The 14,459-nt window shown below is 68.0% G+C and carries 13 protein-coding genes and 1 pseudogene; 5 read left to right on the top strand and 9 right to left on the bottom strand.

Features of this window, described 5'->3' with window-relative positions; all coding sequences use genetic code 11:
• Window positions 1-172: 172 nt before the first annotated feature.
• From GRC12_RS05260 to GRC12_RS05250, 3 genes and pseudogenes are all read right to left on the bottom strand, one after another.
• Window positions 173-1,729, bottom strand: coding sequence for an alpha-L-arabinofuranosidase B (locus GRC12_RS05260; RefSeq protein WP_208777825.1), 1,557 nt, complete (start codon window positions 1,727-1,729; stop codon window positions 173-175).
• Window positions 1,730-1,876: 147 nt separating this feature from the next.
• Window positions 1,877-3,427, bottom strand: a complete 1,551-nt coding sequence (locus GRC12_RS05255; RefSeq protein ID WP_308286478.1) for an alpha-L-arabinofuranosidase B — start codon at window positions 3,425-3,427, stop codon at window positions 1,877-1,879.
• A 481-nt stretch (window positions 3,428-3,908) separates the two neighbouring features.
• Window positions 3,909-4,297, bottom strand: a pseudogene (locus GRC12_RS05250) (transposase); the annotation flags it as partial.
• A gap of 115 nt (window positions 4,298-4,412) precedes the next feature.
• Between GRC12_RS05250 and GRC12_RS05245 the strand changes: the two are divergent.
• Window positions 4,413-4,631, top strand: coding sequence for a hypothetical protein (locus GRC12_RS05245; protein ID WP_208777821.1), 219 nt, complete (start codon window positions 4,413-4,415; stop codon window positions 4,629-4,631).
• Window positions 4,632-4,886: 255 nt separating this feature from the next.
• Window positions 4,887-5,546 carry a zinc ribbon domain-containing protein gene (locus tag GRC12_RS05240; RefSeq protein ID WP_208777819.1) on the top strand — a complete coding sequence of 220 codons (660 nt, stop codon included), beginning with the start codon at window positions 4,887-4,889 and terminating at the stop codon, window positions 5,544-5,546.
• A gap of 41 nt (window positions 5,547-5,587) precedes the next feature.
• Here GRC12_RS05240 and uidA read toward each other — a convergent pair whose 3' ends face one another.
• The 5 genes from uidA to GRC12_RS05220 form a co-directional block, all read right to left on the bottom strand.
• Window positions 5,588-7,375, bottom strand: a complete 1,788-nt coding sequence (uidA, locus tag GRC12_RS05235) for a beta-glucuronidase (RefSeq protein ID WP_208777817.1) — start codon at window positions 7,373-7,375, stop codon at window positions 5,588-5,590.
• Between the two features lie 71 nt (window positions 7,376-7,446).
• Window positions 7,447-8,292, bottom strand: a complete 846-nt coding sequence (locus GRC12_RS05230; protein ID WP_208777815.1) for a carbohydrate ABC transporter permease — start codon at window positions 8,290-8,292, stop codon at window positions 7,447-7,449.
• A gap of 1 nt (window position 8,293) precedes the next feature.
• Window positions 8,294-8,695: a carbohydrate ABC transporter permease gene (locus GRC12_RS45350; protein WP_244372049.1), complete on the bottom strand. Its 402-nt coding sequence runs from the start codon at window positions 8,693-8,695 to the stop codon at window positions 8,294-8,296.
• A complete protein-coding gene (locus tag GRC12_RS45345; protein ID WP_244372048.1) occupies window positions 8,677-9,246 on the bottom strand; it encodes a carbohydrate ABC transporter permease in 570 nt (189 codons plus the stop codon). The genes GRC12_RS45350 and GRC12_RS45345 overlap by 19 nt, the downstream gene beginning before the upstream one ends.
• Window positions 9,243-10,538: a sugar ABC transporter substrate-binding protein gene (locus tag GRC12_RS05220; RefSeq protein WP_208777813.1), complete on the bottom strand. Its 1,296-nt coding sequence runs from the start codon at window positions 10,536-10,538 to the stop codon at window positions 9,243-9,245. The genes GRC12_RS45345 and GRC12_RS05220 overlap by 4 nt, the downstream gene beginning before the upstream one ends.
• A gap of 151 nt (window positions 10,539-10,689) precedes the next feature.
• On the opposite strand from GRC12_RS05220, the gene GRC12_RS05215 reads away from it, so the two are divergent.
• On the top strand, window positions 10,690-11,328 hold the full coding sequence (locus tag GRC12_RS05215) for a TetR/AcrR family transcriptional regulator (protein WP_208777811.1): 639 nt from the start codon (window positions 10,690-10,692) through the stop codon (window positions 11,326-11,328).
• Between the two features lie 59 nt (window positions 11,329-11,387).
• Here the strand turns inward: GRC12_RS05215 and GRC12_RS05210 are convergent, their stop codons facing one another.
• A complete protein-coding gene (locus tag GRC12_RS05210; protein WP_208777809.1) occupies window positions 11,388-12,305 on the bottom strand; it encodes a helix-turn-helix transcriptional regulator in 918 nt (305 codons plus the stop codon).
• 283 nt (window positions 12,306-12,588) lie between these two features.
• Between GRC12_RS05210 and GRC12_RS05205 the strand changes: the two genes are divergently transcribed.
• Both GRC12_RS05205 and GRC12_RS05200 read left to right on the top strand, forming a co-directional pair.
• On the top strand, window positions 12,589-13,443 hold the full coding sequence (locus GRC12_RS05205) for an oxidoreductase (RefSeq protein ID WP_208777807.1): 855 nt from the start codon (window positions 12,589-12,591) through the stop codon (window positions 13,441-13,443).
• Between the two features lie 255 nt (window positions 13,444-13,698).
• Window positions 13,699-14,457 (top strand): SDR family oxidoreductase, encoded by a 759-nt coding sequence (locus GRC12_RS05200; protein ID WP_208777805.1) that lies wholly within the window; start codon window positions 13,699-13,701, stop codon window positions 14,455-14,457.
• Window positions 14,458-14,459 lie beyond the last annotated feature (2 nt).

Genomic DNA, 14,459 nt, shown 5'->3' with positions numbered 1-14,459 from the left:
CAGACCGTCCGGGTCGCACCGTGTGCTCGAAGGCGGTCAGCTGCACGAGCGTGTCGTACTGAGCCTCTGATCGCCGCTCCAGCCAATACACAAGGGAGCGAGCACGGCTTCCCTGGGTTCTGTAGGGCTGCCGTGCTCGCCGAGGGTGTTCAGAGAGAGGGACGGATGCCTGTCAGTTCCAGGGGGAGGCGGTGAGCCAGCTGGTGTCCTGGGTCCATGAGGATGTGGAGTCCCAGGCGTTGGAGCCGCCGTTGCTGGCGATGTAGGCCGTGTAGTTGTAGTGGCGGATGTACTTCGTCGGGTAGTTGACGGACTGGAAGGAGTGGCCGACCCCGCTGTTGCCCGTGGTGGGGCAGAAGGTGGCGTCCTGTGCGAATGTGCTGCCGCCGTTGTCCGTGTTCAGGTAGAGCTCGTAGTTGTAGTGGCGCAGGTACTGGCCGGGGGCGTTGGCGGACTCGAAGGACAGGCAGGAGCTGTTGGCCAGGCCCGCGCGGACGATCCACGTGGCGTCGGACTTGTCGGTGGCCGAACTGGAGGAGCTGATGGTGGAGATGACGACCTTGGTGTCGGCGTCGTCGTGGCGGAGGTAGTCGGTGGTGCAGCAGGGTGAGGTGGTGGCCTGCAGGGAGATCCGGGAGCCGGGGGAAAGCGAGCCGGTGCTGGTCGAGCCGCTGTTGTAGCCGGCGGCGGTGATGTTGGCCTGTACGGCGTTCTCGGTGGCGTCCGACGGGTAGCCGGAGGTCATGACGCCTTCGTAGAAGGTGCCTTGGGCGCCCTTGCTGTTGTCGCCGCCGATGCCGAGGATGATCGCGCCTTCCTTGTGCATCGGGTTGTAGCCGGAGACGTTGGGGCGTACGCCGCTGTAGTAGGTGGACAGGCTGCCGGACTGGGCGTCGCCGCCGCGGATGGCCCACTGGTTCGGGCCGCCCTTGACCATGGCGGTCAGGAATCGGTTGGTGACGGTGGGGTCGCCCGAGTTGAGGTGCTGGTTGACGCCGGAGAACAGACCGTTCTCGAGGTCGGCCATGATCCAGGGGCCGTTGCCGCTGCCGTAGCCCCAGGACTTGCTGTTGCCGAAGTAGATGGCCTCCATGTGGCCGTTGCCGGTGTCGGTGCTGCTGGTCTCGGCGTTGCCGTAGTCGAAGCAGCAGCCACCGTTGAAGTGGGTGCCGTCGAAGATCGCGTACTCGCCCTCGGCCTGGTCTCCGGTGGCGGTGCCGTTGGTGTTGTTGTTGCGGTAGCCGGTGCCGGGGGCGACGTACACGCCGTACGCCTCGTGTCCGCCGACGGTGACCGGCGCCTCGAAGGCGTTGGCGAGGTTGTCCGGTCCGCCGGCTGCTCCGCCCGCGGGTGCCTGACTGAGGTTGTTGCCCTTGCCCGACTGGTCGTAAATGACGGTGATGACACAGCTGGTGTTGGCGCAGAAGGTGTCCTGGGCGGCGGCGTTCGCGTATCCGCCGGCGCTCAACAGGCCGATGTTCAGGGTGGCGTTGTCCGACGCGCGCCTGACCTGGTACAGGGGGCCGTTGTACGCCGCGTACAGGGCGCGTGTTGTGCTGTGCGCGGCGACGCAGGGGGTGCCGCCGGCGGCGTAGATGTCGCACGGCCCCTGGGCGGCGGCCTGGGAGGGGGCTGCTGTGGCGGTGAGGAGGCCGGCGGCCAGGGCGGCTGTGGCACCGGCCGCGAGGAGTGCGCGTCTGACGCTGCGTATCCACGGTGGTTTGAACATGCGGAGACTCCTTCACTGGGTGGGTGATGTGCGTGTCGGCGGTACCCCGTGTCCGGCTGCGCGGACGGCGCGGCTCGCGTGGGCACCTATCGGGGTTCGGCCTGGCTTCGGCTCTCTTCGGCACCGGACCCGGGGGCTTGTTGCTCGTCAGCTCCAGGGGGAGGCTGCGAGCCAGCTGGTGTCCTGGGCCCACATCGAGGCGGTGTCCCAGGTGTTGGTGCCGCCGTCGCTCGCGATGTAGCCGGTGAAGCTGTAGTGGCGGATGTACTTGGCCGGGTAGTTGAAAGATCTCAGCGAGTAGCCCGTGCCACTGTTGCCCGAGGTGGGGCAGAAGGTGGCGTCTGCGGCGAACTGGCTGGTGCCGTCGTTGGGTTGGAGGTGGAGCTGGAACGCGTAGTGCCTGAGGTATCTGCCGGATGCGTTGGCCGACTCGAAGGAGACGCAGTTGTCGTTGGCCAGGCCGGCGCGCACGATCCAGGTCGCGTCGCCCTTGTCGGTGGCCGAACTGGAGGAGGTCACCGGCGCGATGACGACCTTGTCGTCACTGGTGTCGTGCTGCAGGTAGTCGCCGGTGCAGCAGGCGGTGGTGGCCTGCAAGGACAGTTTGGCGCCGGGGGTGAAGGGGGTGCTGGTGCTGTAGCCGACGGCTGCGATGTTGGCCTGGACCGCCGCCTCGGTGGCGTCGGAGGGATAGCCGCTGACCATGGCGCCTTCGTAGAAGGTGCCCGCGCTTGCGTTGTGGTTGGTCTGGCAGCAGTCGCCACCGCTGCCCAGGATGATGGCGCCCTGCTTGTGCATCGGGTTGTATCCGCTGGGCAGCGCGCCGCCGTACAACTGGGTCAGGCTCGTGGACTGGGCGGCCGCGCCTTTCAGGGCCATCTGGGTGGTGCCGTTGTTCTTGAGCATCGCCGTGACGAAGTGGCTGGTCTCGGAGACCTGGTCGGGGTTCCACGCCTTGCTGCCGCCGGTGAACAGGCCGTTCTCAAGGTCCGCCTGCACCCACGGGCCCGTCCCGCTGCAGCCGCCGAACCAGCATTCCGTGCTGAAGTTGATGGCGTCCATGGCACCGTTGCCGTCGGCGTGGTGGTCGGTCTCGGTGTTGCCGTAGTCGAAACAGCAGCCGTTGTTGACGTGGGTGCCGCTGGTGATCATGTACTCGCCCTCGGGTGAGCTGCCGGTCGGCACGCCTCCGGTGGAGTTGTAGGCGAAGTAGCTGTTGCCGGGGTTGATGTACAGCGCGTAGGCCTTCTGGCCGCCCACACTGACCGCTTCGGTGGTCGCGTTGGCCGCCGTGTCGGCGCCGCCGGTGCCGCCGGGCCCCTGGTACACCAGGGTGTTGCCGGCGCCGGTCTGGTCGTAGACGCGCGTGATGGTGCAGGTGGTTCCGGCGCAGAAGGAGTCCTGTGCCGCGGCGTCGGCGACTCCTCCGGCGGACAGCACCCCGATGTTCCGCGAAGCGCTGTCCGATGCTCGCTGCACCTGGTAGAGGGCGCCGTTGTAGGCGGCGAAGAGCGCGCGCGTGGTGCTGTGCGCGGCGACGCACGGGGTGCCCCCCGCCGCGTAGATGTCGCACGGCTCCTGCGTGGCGGCGTGCGATGTGCCGGTGAAGGCGACCAGACCGGCGAAGGCGAGCGCGATCGAGGCCAGGGAGACGCTCACTCTGCGGCGCAGTCGGCGGAAATGGAACAGGGCAGGCACCTAGAACTCCCTTGTTCGTCGGTACGGAGCGGCAGGCCGCGCCCCCAACCGGCTTCGCGGTGGGCTCTGGGGAGCGGGCTGATGGGGCGCTGAGGTGGGCAAACGTGTCCGGCAACCGGGGACAGGCATCGGAACACGCTCTGGAATTGTTAGCGCTAACAATTGGGGACGAACTGGGCCCTCCGTCGATCCTGTGAGGTGGGTGGATATGTATGGCGAGCGCGCCCAATCTCGAGTGCCCCCGGATTGTTAGCGCTCACAATTTGAGGAGCAATCAGACCGCCTTTGGTCGGCCGGATCAACCCATGACTATCGGCGAACACCCCATCCACGTCAAGAGGTTGAACCGCGGCTTGCACGAGTGCGGCGATGAGAGGCCGCCTCACCAGACCTCATCTCATTTCGTGGGTCCGACGCAGCAGAGCAGGGCGCAGGCGACGGCGGTGAGGCACTCGACGGGTCAGCGATGGCGGCGCCCCGCCTTGAGGGCTCGCGCGTTCACCAAGTCGATCGCGCAACGGGACCACTCCTGCTCGTCACGAATGGCGAGTTCTTTGCAGAGCAGCCGACGGAGCTCGGTCCACACCCCGGCCTTCGCCCACTCGGCGAAGCGCCGGTGAACGGTGGACCCCGAAGGACCGAACGACGCGGACGGCAACTGTTGCCACGCACAGCCCGACGTCGCCACGAAGACGATCGCGGCCAGCACGTCCCGGTCACCCGGCCGCCGCCTTGAGGCCGCGACGGGGGCTCGGGAACCACCCGCTGGAACAGTTGCCACAACTCGTCCGGCACCAGCCGCTCAACGATCGAGACCACGACCGGCAGCGTATCGAGCCAAGTGAGATGCCCCTGGCTGGTCACCCTCATGGCGTAGCACTCCGCCGGAGCGCTCGGCGCCGCCTCCTTCCCAATCCCGCCGCCCTGCGCACTGCCGGCACCAGTCCCAAATGCGCGAAACCGGCCCACCCCGCACGCTGGAAACATGCCCACTGACCAGAGCGTCATCATCTATCCGCCAGCGGAAGACGGCGGCCGGCGTGTCCGCATCGGCGATCACTTCGTCGGTATCGCCTATGGGCTCCTGGACGTAGCCGTTCTCCTTCAGGAGGCAGGTCTGCAGGACTGGGACAAGATGGACGTCGCAGGGTCCGCCCTCATCGAATGGCGTGGCGGCGGCCCTGACCAGTGGAAAAGCTCATGATGCTGGATCTCCTCGAATTCCCGAATACGTGCATTCGGTAAGAGAGGAAGTGGTCGCCGCCGCAATGGCCGCCGACGCCCTGCCCCCGGCTACGACGCACGGCCCACATCCGGCCACGCGCGCCGGCGGCGAACATGACGGGCCATGAGGCCGGGCACAGGACCATGGGGGTGACTTTTCAGCCACACAGAACCAGTACTCTTCCGCTTGCGTCGTAGGGCAGTGTGCCGACGGCTTGGCCTGTGGGGGGACCACGTGAGCAGCGAGATCTACTTCAGCAACAACTACCGGGATTTGTGCGAACGCACCGGCACCGGAGCGGGTTTCCAGTTCGAGTTCTCCTGCTCGCGCTGCTATGACACCTGGCGGTCGTCCTTCGAGGCGTACACGGGTGAGCGCGCGGCCAGTTGGCTCCGGAAGGGGACGGATCTGGCCTGGAGCCTCCTCGGCAACACGGGGCGGGGTGTGACGTCGGCGGCCGACGGGCTCGCGGGGGCCGGCTGGGGACAAGCCCGCGACCACGCCTTCCAACGGGCGATCGGCAACGCGCAGGCGCACTTCAACCGCTGCGCCCGCTGCACGAACTACGTCTGCGGTCGCTGCTGGAACGCGGCGCAGGGGCTGTGTCTGAACTGCGCCCCCGACACCGCGGCCGAGGCCATGGCGGCCCAGCAACGTGGCCTGAACGACATGGCCTCACAACGGGCTTACGCAGCCGGGCAGCAGGGGGGACAGAACTACGACCCCACCACGCCCCGCCAACTGGTCTGCCCCCAGTGCCGTACCGAGACCCACGGAGCCGCTTACTGCTCCGGCTGCGGCTACCACCTGGCCCAGTCCGACCACTGCTCCTCCTGCTCGGCCGTCGTACCGGACGGCGCGGCGTTCTGCCCCGGATGCGGCACACGAAGGTAGCGCTCTCATCGGCGGCGGCGCCGGGTGGGCGCCGCCGCCGCTCAGTCGCCCTTGCGCCAGCGTGTCCGCAGGCTGAACGCGGCGCTTTTCGGGCGTCGTTCGCGGGTGAAGACGCCCTTCTTGTTGCCGTCGACGCGGAAGACGCCGGGTGCGGTGGCGAAGTCGGCGAAGTGCCAGACCTGTTCGCCGACCACGGCGTCGACCCGGTCGAACACGCGGTGGTACACGTCGAGCAGCTCGGTCTGGTATTCCTCCGTCCACGGGCTCGGTACGGTGCTGCGCAGGCCGGGGTAGGTGTCGGCGCCGTACTCGGTGATGACGATGGGTTTGTCGTGCCGCTCGGCCCACTGGCGCAGTTCGGCTTCCAGCTCCGTCTCGGCCGTCGCCAGGTCGTCGGGGCCGAAGTACCAGCCGTAGTAGCGGTTGAGCAGGACGACGTCGAAGAGGTCGGTGACCGCGCACTGGTCCGGCGACCCCATCAGGGCGTTGACGTAGGCGATGGGCCGGGTGGAGTCCAGCCGGCGGGCTTCGGCTGCCAGTGGTGTGAAGTAGTCGCGGGCTTCGGGCTGGACGTTGTCGGGTTCGTTGGCGATGGACCACAGGACCACACTGGGGTGGTTCTTGTCGCGGGCCACCAGTTCCCGGATCGCCTGCAGATGGGTGCGCTGGGCGGCCTGTCCGATGGTGTCCGGTGAGAACGTCGACATCTGCTTGCCGGAGGCGAAGACTCCCCCGGCGATGTTGAGGTTCTGGCCTACGGCCGCGGTCTCGTCGATCACGACCACGCCGTGTCGGTCGGCATAGTCGAGGACCTCTTCCGCGTAGGGATAGTGCGAGGTTCTGAAGGAGTTCGCGCCGGTCCACTCCATCAGCGCGAAGTCGTGGACCATCAGCGCGTCGTCGTGGCCCCTGCCGCGGACGGCGGCGTCCTCGTGCTTGCCGAATCCCTTGAAGTAGAAGGGGGTTCCGTTGATCAGGAACTGCTGTCCCCGTGCTTCGACCGTGCGTACGCCGACCGTCTGGCGGTAGTCGTCGAGGAGTCGCCCCGTCGAGTCCCGCAGTGTGGCGCGGAGTTCGTAGAGGTAGCCGTCTCCGGGGGCCCAGGGGTGGACGTCGGGGACCCGCAGTACGCCGGTCGTCCCGGTGGCGGTAGCCACCTCGGTGCCGGAGGCGTCGTGCAGCGACACCAGGACCGTGTCCGTCTTTCCGGTGCTGTCCACCTGGTAGGTCACCACGCCGGTCGTGCCGTCGAAGGTGGTGGTCACGGTGATGTCGTTGATGTGGGTGGAGGGCGTGGTGTAGAGCCAGACGGGGCGGTGCAGGCCCGCGTAGTTGAAGAAGTCGTGGAAGTAGCGCTGTTTCCGGCGGCCGTCGGCGTGCTCCTCGATCCGGCCCGGAGGGATCGACTCCCAGGTGAGTTCGTTGTTGACCACGGCCGTGATGCGGTTCTCGGCACCGGGGAGCAGATGTGCGGTGACGTCGGCCTCGAACGGGGTGTAGCCGCCCTCGTGCGAGACGACCTCGGTGTCGTTGACCCAGACGGTGGCGCGGTGGGTGGCCGCGTCGAACCGCAGGACGATGCGCTCCCCCGCCCACCGGGCCGGTACCCATGTGCTGGTCTGGTACCAGGCGTCACCGACGTGGTCGCGGACCGTCACGTCGGGGAAGATGTCGTTGTAGCTGGCCGGTACCGGGATGTCCACGGCGGCGGCGAGCGGAGAGCGCCACCAGCCTTCGGTGCGGCCGGCTCCCTCCGGGTCGAGACGGAGCCTCCACAGGCCGCTGAGTGAACGACGTTCACGGGTGGGTCCGTCCTGCGGACGAAGCATCGTCGGTTTCTCCTGTTCCTCGCGTGACGGTCACGCGGTGGGTGAGTGGGTGTGCGGGGCGGTGGCCCCGACTACTTGATTCCGGTGCTGGCGATGCCCTGGATGAAGTACCGCTGGAGGGCGAGGAACAGCAGGATGATCGGGGTCACGACGGTGACCGCGCCGGCGAGCAGCAGGCCGTAGTTGGTGCCGTTGGCCCCGACGGAGAACAGGGCGAGCGCGACCGGCAGGGTGTAGTGGTCCTCCGTCTGCGCGATCACCAGGGGCCACAGGAAGTTGTTCCACTGTGCCAGGAAGGTCAGGATCGCCAAGGTCGCGAGAGCCGGCCGGCACAAGGGGAGGATCACGCGGAGGAAGGTGCGGGTCTCGCCGGCCCCGTCCAGGCGTGCGGCCTCGACGAGGGAGTCGGGGACGTCGCGGATGAACTGGCGCATGAGGAACACACCCAGCGGTGTGACCAGGAAGGGCAGGATCAGTCCCAGGTAGGAGTTGCTCAGGCCCATGTTGCTGACGAGGACGAAGAGCGGCACGAAGGTTGTGACGCCGGGAATGATCAGCATTGTGAGGACGAGGCCGAACAGCAGGCTCTTGCCGGCGAACTCCAGTTTCGCGAAGGCGTATCCGGCCATCGAGCAGAACAGCAGGTTCCCCAGGACGCAGGCCACGGCGACCAGCGCGCTGTTGAGGAAGTACAGTCCGAAGTTCTGCTTCGACAGCAGCTGTTCGAAGTTGGTGAGCGTCGGTGCGGCGGGGAGCCAGCTGCTGGGGTGAGCGACGATCTCGCCCGTCGGTCTGACCGAGCCGAGGAACATCCAGGCGAACGGGGCCAGCGTCGCGCACACGCCGAGTGTGAGGGCGCCGTAGAGCAGGAGGCGGGTGGCGGGGAAGCTGCGGCGGGTGGTGGCATGGTTCGTCATGTCAGTCCTTCGCTCGGAAGATGCGGAACTGAAGGAGACTGAGCAGGCCGATCGCGATCACCAGAACGTAGGAAGCCGCCGCGGCGGAACCGTAGTTGCCGAAGCCGAACTGCTCGTAGGCGTAGTAACTGATGGACGTCGTGCTGTCCAAGGGGCCGCCGCTGGTCATGACGAAGGGTTCCTCGAAGAACTGGAGGTAGCTGATGCTCAGCAGCACGGCAACGACCAGCGTGGTCGGGCGCAGCAGGGGAAGGGTGACGCTGCGGAAGGCGCGCCAGCGTGTGGCCCCGTCCATGCGGGCGGCCTCGTGGAGGTCGGCGGGCACCGCCTGAAGTCCCGCCAGGAAGATCACCATGGGGATGCCGAAGTGGCGCCAGACCGCCATCAGGATGAGCGCGGGCATCGACCAGTGGGGATCGTTGAGCCAGTCGGGACCGTGGATTCCCACAGCCCCAGGACCGAGTTGATCATTCCGTCCGGCTTGTAGAGGTACCTCCACACCACCGCGATGGCCACGATGCTGGTCACCACGGGCGCGAAGTAGGCGACCCGGAAGAGCGCCTTCCCGCGCTGGATGCCCGAGTTGAGCGCGACGGCGAGAGCCAGGGCGATCACCATGGTCAGCGGGATTCCCACGGCGACGAAGTAGAGCGTGTTCAGGACGGCGCGGACGAACGTCGGATCGGCGAACAGTTCACGGTAGTTGTCGATGCCCACGAAGTTGACGCTGAACGGTGTCCGTACGTCCCTGCTGGTGATGTCGGTGACGCTCATCGACAGCGAGGAGAGGACGGGCCAGAGTCCGAAGGTGGCGAACAGCGCGATGAAGGGCGAGCAGAAGCCCCAGGCGATCAGGGTGCGGCGCAGTCTGCCCGACGCGGCCTTGGCCGGCGGCGTCGGCCGAGGGGTCGGAGCTTGGCGCGGCGGCATCGTGACGGAGGCGGGAGACGTCATCGCTTGTTCCCGGTTCCGATCGCGGCCGCCTTGGACTGGATCTGCTCCAGAGCGGCCTTCGGCGAGGTGACCCCCTTGGCGACCTTCTCGATCTCGGCGTCCACCACCGCGGTGACCTGCTTCCAGGTGGTCGTGGTCGGGCCCGGCTGCGCGGTTTTGAGCTGGGTCTGGAAGACCTTCAGGGCGGGATCGGTCGCGAGTTTGCCCTGCTTCCATGCGGACTGCACGGCGGGGAGGTCGCCGGACAGCCCGTACCATGCCTTCTGCTGTTCGGGCTGGGCCATCCACCGGATGAACTTCCAGGCGGTCTCGCGGTTCTTGGCGTCCTTGAAGACCGTCCACTGACCGCCGCCCATGTAGCTGGCGTTGGAGTCCGGGCCCGCCGGGAGCGGTGCGATGCCGACCTTGTCGGCGACGAACGAGGCTCCGCCGGCCGACTTCAGCAGACTCTCCTCCCACGGGCCCGAGATGAGGGCGGCGGTGGACCCCGCGACGAACTGCGGCTCGATCTCCCCGAGGCTCACCGGGCCGTTGCGGCTGACGGTCTTCGAGGTGAAGAACGACTGGTAGAACTCCAGTCCCTTGAGCGCCTCGGGGGTGTCGAAGGTGAACGCCGTGCCGCCGTCGTTCGTCAGGCGGGCTCCGGCCTGCCACATGAAGGGCAGGACGCCCTGCCAGCTCTGTGCCGCGCCGGTGGGCAGCGACAGGCCCCACTTGGCGCCCTGTTTCTGCAGGGCCTTGAGGAACGGGCCGTACTCGTCCCAGGTCTTCGGCGCTGACACGTTGGCGGCCTGCGCCAGGTCCTTGCGGTAGAAGAGGGAGCGGGTCTCCACGTACCAGGGGACGCCGTAGGTGGCTCCTTCGAAGGCGCTGCTGCGTGCGGCACCCGGGTAGAAGGCCGCGTCGTCCACGAGCTTCGGCGGGACCTGTTCGAGCCCTCCGGTGGTGGCGAACATCGCGATGTCGGCGGCCCCCACCAGTGTGGCGTCGGGGGTGTCGCCGGAGGCGATCGCCGTCTCGACCTTCTTGCCGTAGTCCTGCCACGGCACCGCCGTGACCTTCACTTTCGCGTCGGTGTTCGCCTTCTCGAAGCCGGCGGCCAGCTTGGGCAGGAGCTCTCCCTCCGTGCCCATCGCCCACACGGTGATGGTGCCGGTGGCAGGTGAGCTGTCGATAGGGGAACCCGCGGAGCCCGGCTTCTGGCGGGTGTCGGTTCGCCCGCAGCCGGTCAGGAGCAGGGTTGCGACCGAACCGACGACGACCGTCCTGACGAGGTGTGATCTGAAGAGCATGGTCCGTTCCTCTCCACCGGATGAATGCGTGAGCGGCTCTTGCACACGCCTGGTGTGGGGTGAGCGAGACGGTACAGCGAAAACAGAACAGGTGCCATACTTTCGACCGGGTGAACTCAGTCCCCCGCTTCGTCGCCATAGGGTTGGTGCCATGACCGAAGAGATCCGCTCCGTCGCACGGCGAGGGCCGTACGCCAAGACCGCACGGCGCCGAGCCGAGATCATCGGCTCGGCGACAGCCGTCTTCTCCTCGCGCGGTTACCGAGGCGGGTCCTTGCGGGAGATCGCCAAACAACTCGATCTCAGCCTGACCGCGGTCGTGCACCACTTCCCCAGCAAGAGCGACCTCCTCGTGGCCGTCCTGGAGAACGCCGACTTCGCGAGTGGAGACTCCTTCGAGACCGACAGCCGCGAGAAGGGCGTGGCCCACGCCGTCCTCCGCTACGTCCGCCGCAACCTCCAACGGCCGGAGATGCTGCGCCTGCTCGCTCTCATGGCGGCGGAGTCATCCGCTCCGGACCATCCCGCACACCAGTGGTTCCGCGACAGGTACGAACGGGTCGTCGCCGGCGTCGCGAGCGCCATCCGCCGGGACCAGGACATGGGCCGCATCTCCAACAGCAGAGATCACCACGAGATCGCGCAGTCCCTGGTCGCCCTCTGGGACGGTCTCCAACTCCAGTGGCTCATCGATCCCCGGCGCGACCTCGCGGCCCGGATGACAGCGGCGCTGGAAGACCTGCTGGGCACCAGGGTTCCCACGGAGCGGCTCCCCTCCTCACCGGGCTGAGCCCGAGGCCGCCCGGTCGCATGTGGCGCCAGGAAATGCGGTTCCGAACGCCGGCGGGTTTACGCGGGTCGGGGCTCCTGTTCGCTCGCCCCTTCCTCTTGCTGCCGGTCCGTGCCCTTTTCGGCGGTGGTGGGGCGGGAGGTCGACCGGGCGTACCAGCTGGCGAGGATGCGTAGTTTTTCGAGGTCGTCGTCGGTCTTGCCGGCGTAGACGAAGAGGATCTGGTCGGGGTCGCCGGGCAGGGAAAGGGCTTCGTAAGTGATGTCGAGGCGGCCGACGACGGGATGGTCGAACCGTTTGGTGCCCCAGGTGCGTTCGACGACGGTCCGCTCGGCCCACCAGGTGCGGAACTCGGGGGACGCGGACCGTAGTTCGGCGACGAAGGCGGCGATCTGCGGGTCGTGGGGGTTGCGTCCGGCCTCGGCGCGCAGCACGCCGACGACTTCGGAGGTGACCTGCGCCCAGTCGAGGTACAGGGAACGGGCGGCGGGGTCGAGGAGCATCCAGCGCAGCAGGTTGCGATCGTCGGATGGGCGGTGGTTGAACGGGGTGAGCAGGGCGTCGAGGAGGTCGTTGGAGGCCAGTACCTCGTTGCGGCGGCCGAGGACGAAGGCCGGCTGGTCGTGCAGCCCGTTCAGCAGGCGCAGCAGATCGGGCCGCACCTCCTGGGGCGGCGGCTCTTCCACGCCGCGGCGGGGCTGGGGGCGCAGCAGGTCGCGCAGGTACTGGGTCTCGGCCTGGGTGAGGTGCAGGGCCTCGGCGATGGAGAGGATGACACCCTCGGAGGCGCTGGTGAGCCGCCCCTGTTCCAGGCGGGTGTAGTAGTCCACGCTGACCCCGGCGAGCTGCGCGACCTCTTCGCGGCGCAGACCGGGTACCCGCCGCCCCGGGTAGTTCGCCAGGCCGACCTGGGTGGGACGGACCGCGTCACGCCGGGTGCGCAGGAACTTCTTGATCTCCTCGGCATTGTTCGCCATGTCCGCCAGTGTTCCCCGGCTCGTGCCGGGGATCCACCGGTGAAGGGGGGAAGGTCTTTCCCCGGCAGCAACGGCCCCCGTTCACGGCTTGGTCTGCCGCGTTACGGCGTGCATCAATGGTTGGGCGGCCATCGCAGCGACCTTGAAGGTTCGCGGCCCGCCTGCCGTGTGTGTGGCACCGGCCGGAGCGGGAGCCGCCTTTCCCCCGTACACAGCGCCCCTTCGCCGTCACCCTTGTGATCGGTGTGGGAGGGGTGCACCCGTTCTGAGGAAGATCCGTATCGTGACTGCTTCGCAGAAGGTCTGGTTCATCACCGGCTGCTCGACCGGCTTCGGCCGCGCCCTGGCCCAGGAGGTCCTTGCCGCAGGCCACAAAGCGGTCGTCACCGCCCGCGACGTCGCCCAGGTCAAGGATCTCGTCGAGGGCAACCACCGGGCGCTCGCCCTGCCCCTAGACGTCACCGACGCCGTCCAGGTCAGGGAGGCCGTGGACGCGGCGGAGAAGCACTTCGGCGCCATCGATGTGCTGGTCAACAACGCAGGCATCGGCTACTTCGCCGCCGTGGAGGAGAGCACCGACGACGAGATCCGCCGGATCTTCGACATCAACGTCTTCGGCCTGTCCGACGTCACCCGCGCCGTACTGCCCGGCATGCGCGCCCGCCGCTCCGGAGTGATCGTGAACTTCTCCTCCATCGGAGGACTGCGCGCCTTTCCGGCCGTCGGCTACTACGCCGCCACGAAGTTCGCCGTCGAGGGCCTGACCGACGCCCTGCGCCAGGAGGTCGCCCCGCTGGGCATCACCACACTGCTCGTGGAGCCCGGCCCCTTCCGCACCGACTGGGCCGGCCGGTCCGCCAACGAGACGCTGCCCGAGCGGGAGATCGCGGACTACGCCGACACGGTCGGCGCGCAGCGAGCCGCGTTCCGCGCGGACACCGGCAAGGAGCCCGGCGACCCGCGCGCCGCCGCCCGGGCGATCATCACCGCCCTCGCCACCGACACCCACCCCCAGCGCCTGCTGCTGGGCGCCCCGGCGTACGACATGGCGATCGAGCAGCTGGAGTCCATGCTCGCCGAGATCCGCGCGAACGAGGCGTTGACGAAGTCGGCCGACTTCGACGCCCCCGCCGCCTGATCTCCAGTCGGTGCACGTGCCGGCCGGTGGCGAGACCGTACGGCCTCTCGCCGGCCGGCTCGGCCGGGCACGTCGGCACATCGGCACATCGGCACATCGGCACGTCGGCACATCGGCACATCGGCACATCGGCACATCACACGGTGCCTCGACGACCTGCCCCACCAGCCCGGCGCGATCGCAGCCGCGCCTGTTCCTCGATTCCGGAAGCCGCCCGCTCATTCGTCTCAGCACTGCGCACGAGGGAGACCAACCATGGCAGACAGCCGCGAAGACCACCTCCAGGGCCGTGTCAGCGTCATCACCGGCGCCTCCTCCGGCATCGGTGCGGCCACCGCCCGCTCCTTGGCCGCCCGTGGCGCCCGCGTCGTCCTCGCCGCCCGCAACGCCGACAAGCTCAACGCCCTGGTCACCGAAATCCGTGACGCCGGCGGCACGGCGACCGCCCGCGTCACCGACGTCACCCGCCTGGACGACGTCGAGGGCCTGATGGAGTTCGCCGCGAACGAGTACGGAGCCGTCGACCACCTGGTCAACAACGCCGGCCTGATGCTCTTCTCCAAGTGGTCCGACCGTGCCGTCGACGACTGGGACAAGATGATCGACACCAACCTCCGCGGCTACCTGCACGCCATCAGTGCCGTCCTGCCCGACATGATCGCCCGCCGGTCCGGCCACATCCTCAACCTCGGATCGGTGGCCGGAATCCGCGTCGGGGACGCCAGCGGTGTGTACAGCGCCACCAAGTTCTTCATCCGCGGCATCACCGACAGCCTCCGTCGGGAAGTCGGCGTCACCCACGGCATCCAGGTCTCCATGATCAGTCCCGGTGTCATCGACACCGGCTGGGCCGACAAGGTCTCCAACGCCGAGGGCAAGCAGATCGCCCAGGACCTCAACGCGGGCGCGATTCACCCGGACCGCGTGGCCGACGCCGTCGTCCACGCCCTCGACCAGCCCGCCGAGGTCACCGTCAACGACATCGTCATCCACCCCACCCGACAGGACTGGTGACC

Source organism: Streptomyces griseorubiginosus, from assembly GCF_017614965.1.
GTDB lineage: Bacteria > Actinomycetota > Actinomycetes > Streptomycetales > Streptomycetaceae > Streptomyces > Streptomyces griseorubiginosus_B.
This window is presented reverse-complemented; position numbering and strand designations above follow the sequence as displayed.

Bases quoted from the DNA above. Each gene is read 5' to 3' on its own strand.
- GRC12_RS05215 (WP_208777811.1), top strand. From the start codon at position 10,690: ATGACCGAAGAGATCCGCTCCGTCGCACGGCGAGGGCCGTACGCCAAG.
- GRC12_RS45345 (WP_244372048.1), bottom strand. From the start codon at position 9,246: ATGACGTCTCCCGCCTCCGTCACGATGCCGCCGCGCCAAGCTCCGACC.
- GRC12_RS05220 (WP_208777813.1), bottom strand. From the start codon at position 10,538: ATGCTCTTCAGATCACACCTCGTCAGGACGGTCGTCGTCGGTTCGGTC.
- GRC12_RS05210 (WP_208777809.1), bottom strand. From the start codon at position 12,305: ATGGCGAACAATGCCGAGGAGATCAAGAAGTTCCTGCGCACCCGGCGT.
- GRC12_RS05245 (WP_208777821.1), top strand. From the start codon at position 4,413: ATGCCCACTGACCAGAGCGTCATCATCTATCCGCCAGCGGAAGACGGC.
- GRC12_RS05260 (WP_208777825.1), bottom strand. From the start codon at position 1,729: ATGTTCAAACCACCGTGGATACGCAGCGTCAGACGCGCACTCCTCGCG.
- uidA (WP_208777817.1), bottom strand. From the start codon at position 7,375: ATGCTTCGTCCGCAGGACGGACCCACCCGTGAACGTCGTTCACTCAGC.
- GRC12_RS05230 (WP_208777815.1), bottom strand. From the start codon at position 8,292: ATGACGAACCATGCCACCACCCGCCGCAGCTTCCCCGCCACCCGCCTC.
- GRC12_RS05200 (WP_208777805.1), top strand. From the start codon at position 13,699: ATGGCAGACAGCCGCGAAGACCACCTCCAGGGCCGTGTCAGCGTCATC.
- GRC12_RS45350 (WP_244372049.1), bottom strand. From the start codon at position 8,695: ATGCCCGCGCTCATCCTGATGGCGGTCTGGCGCCACTTCGGCATCCCC.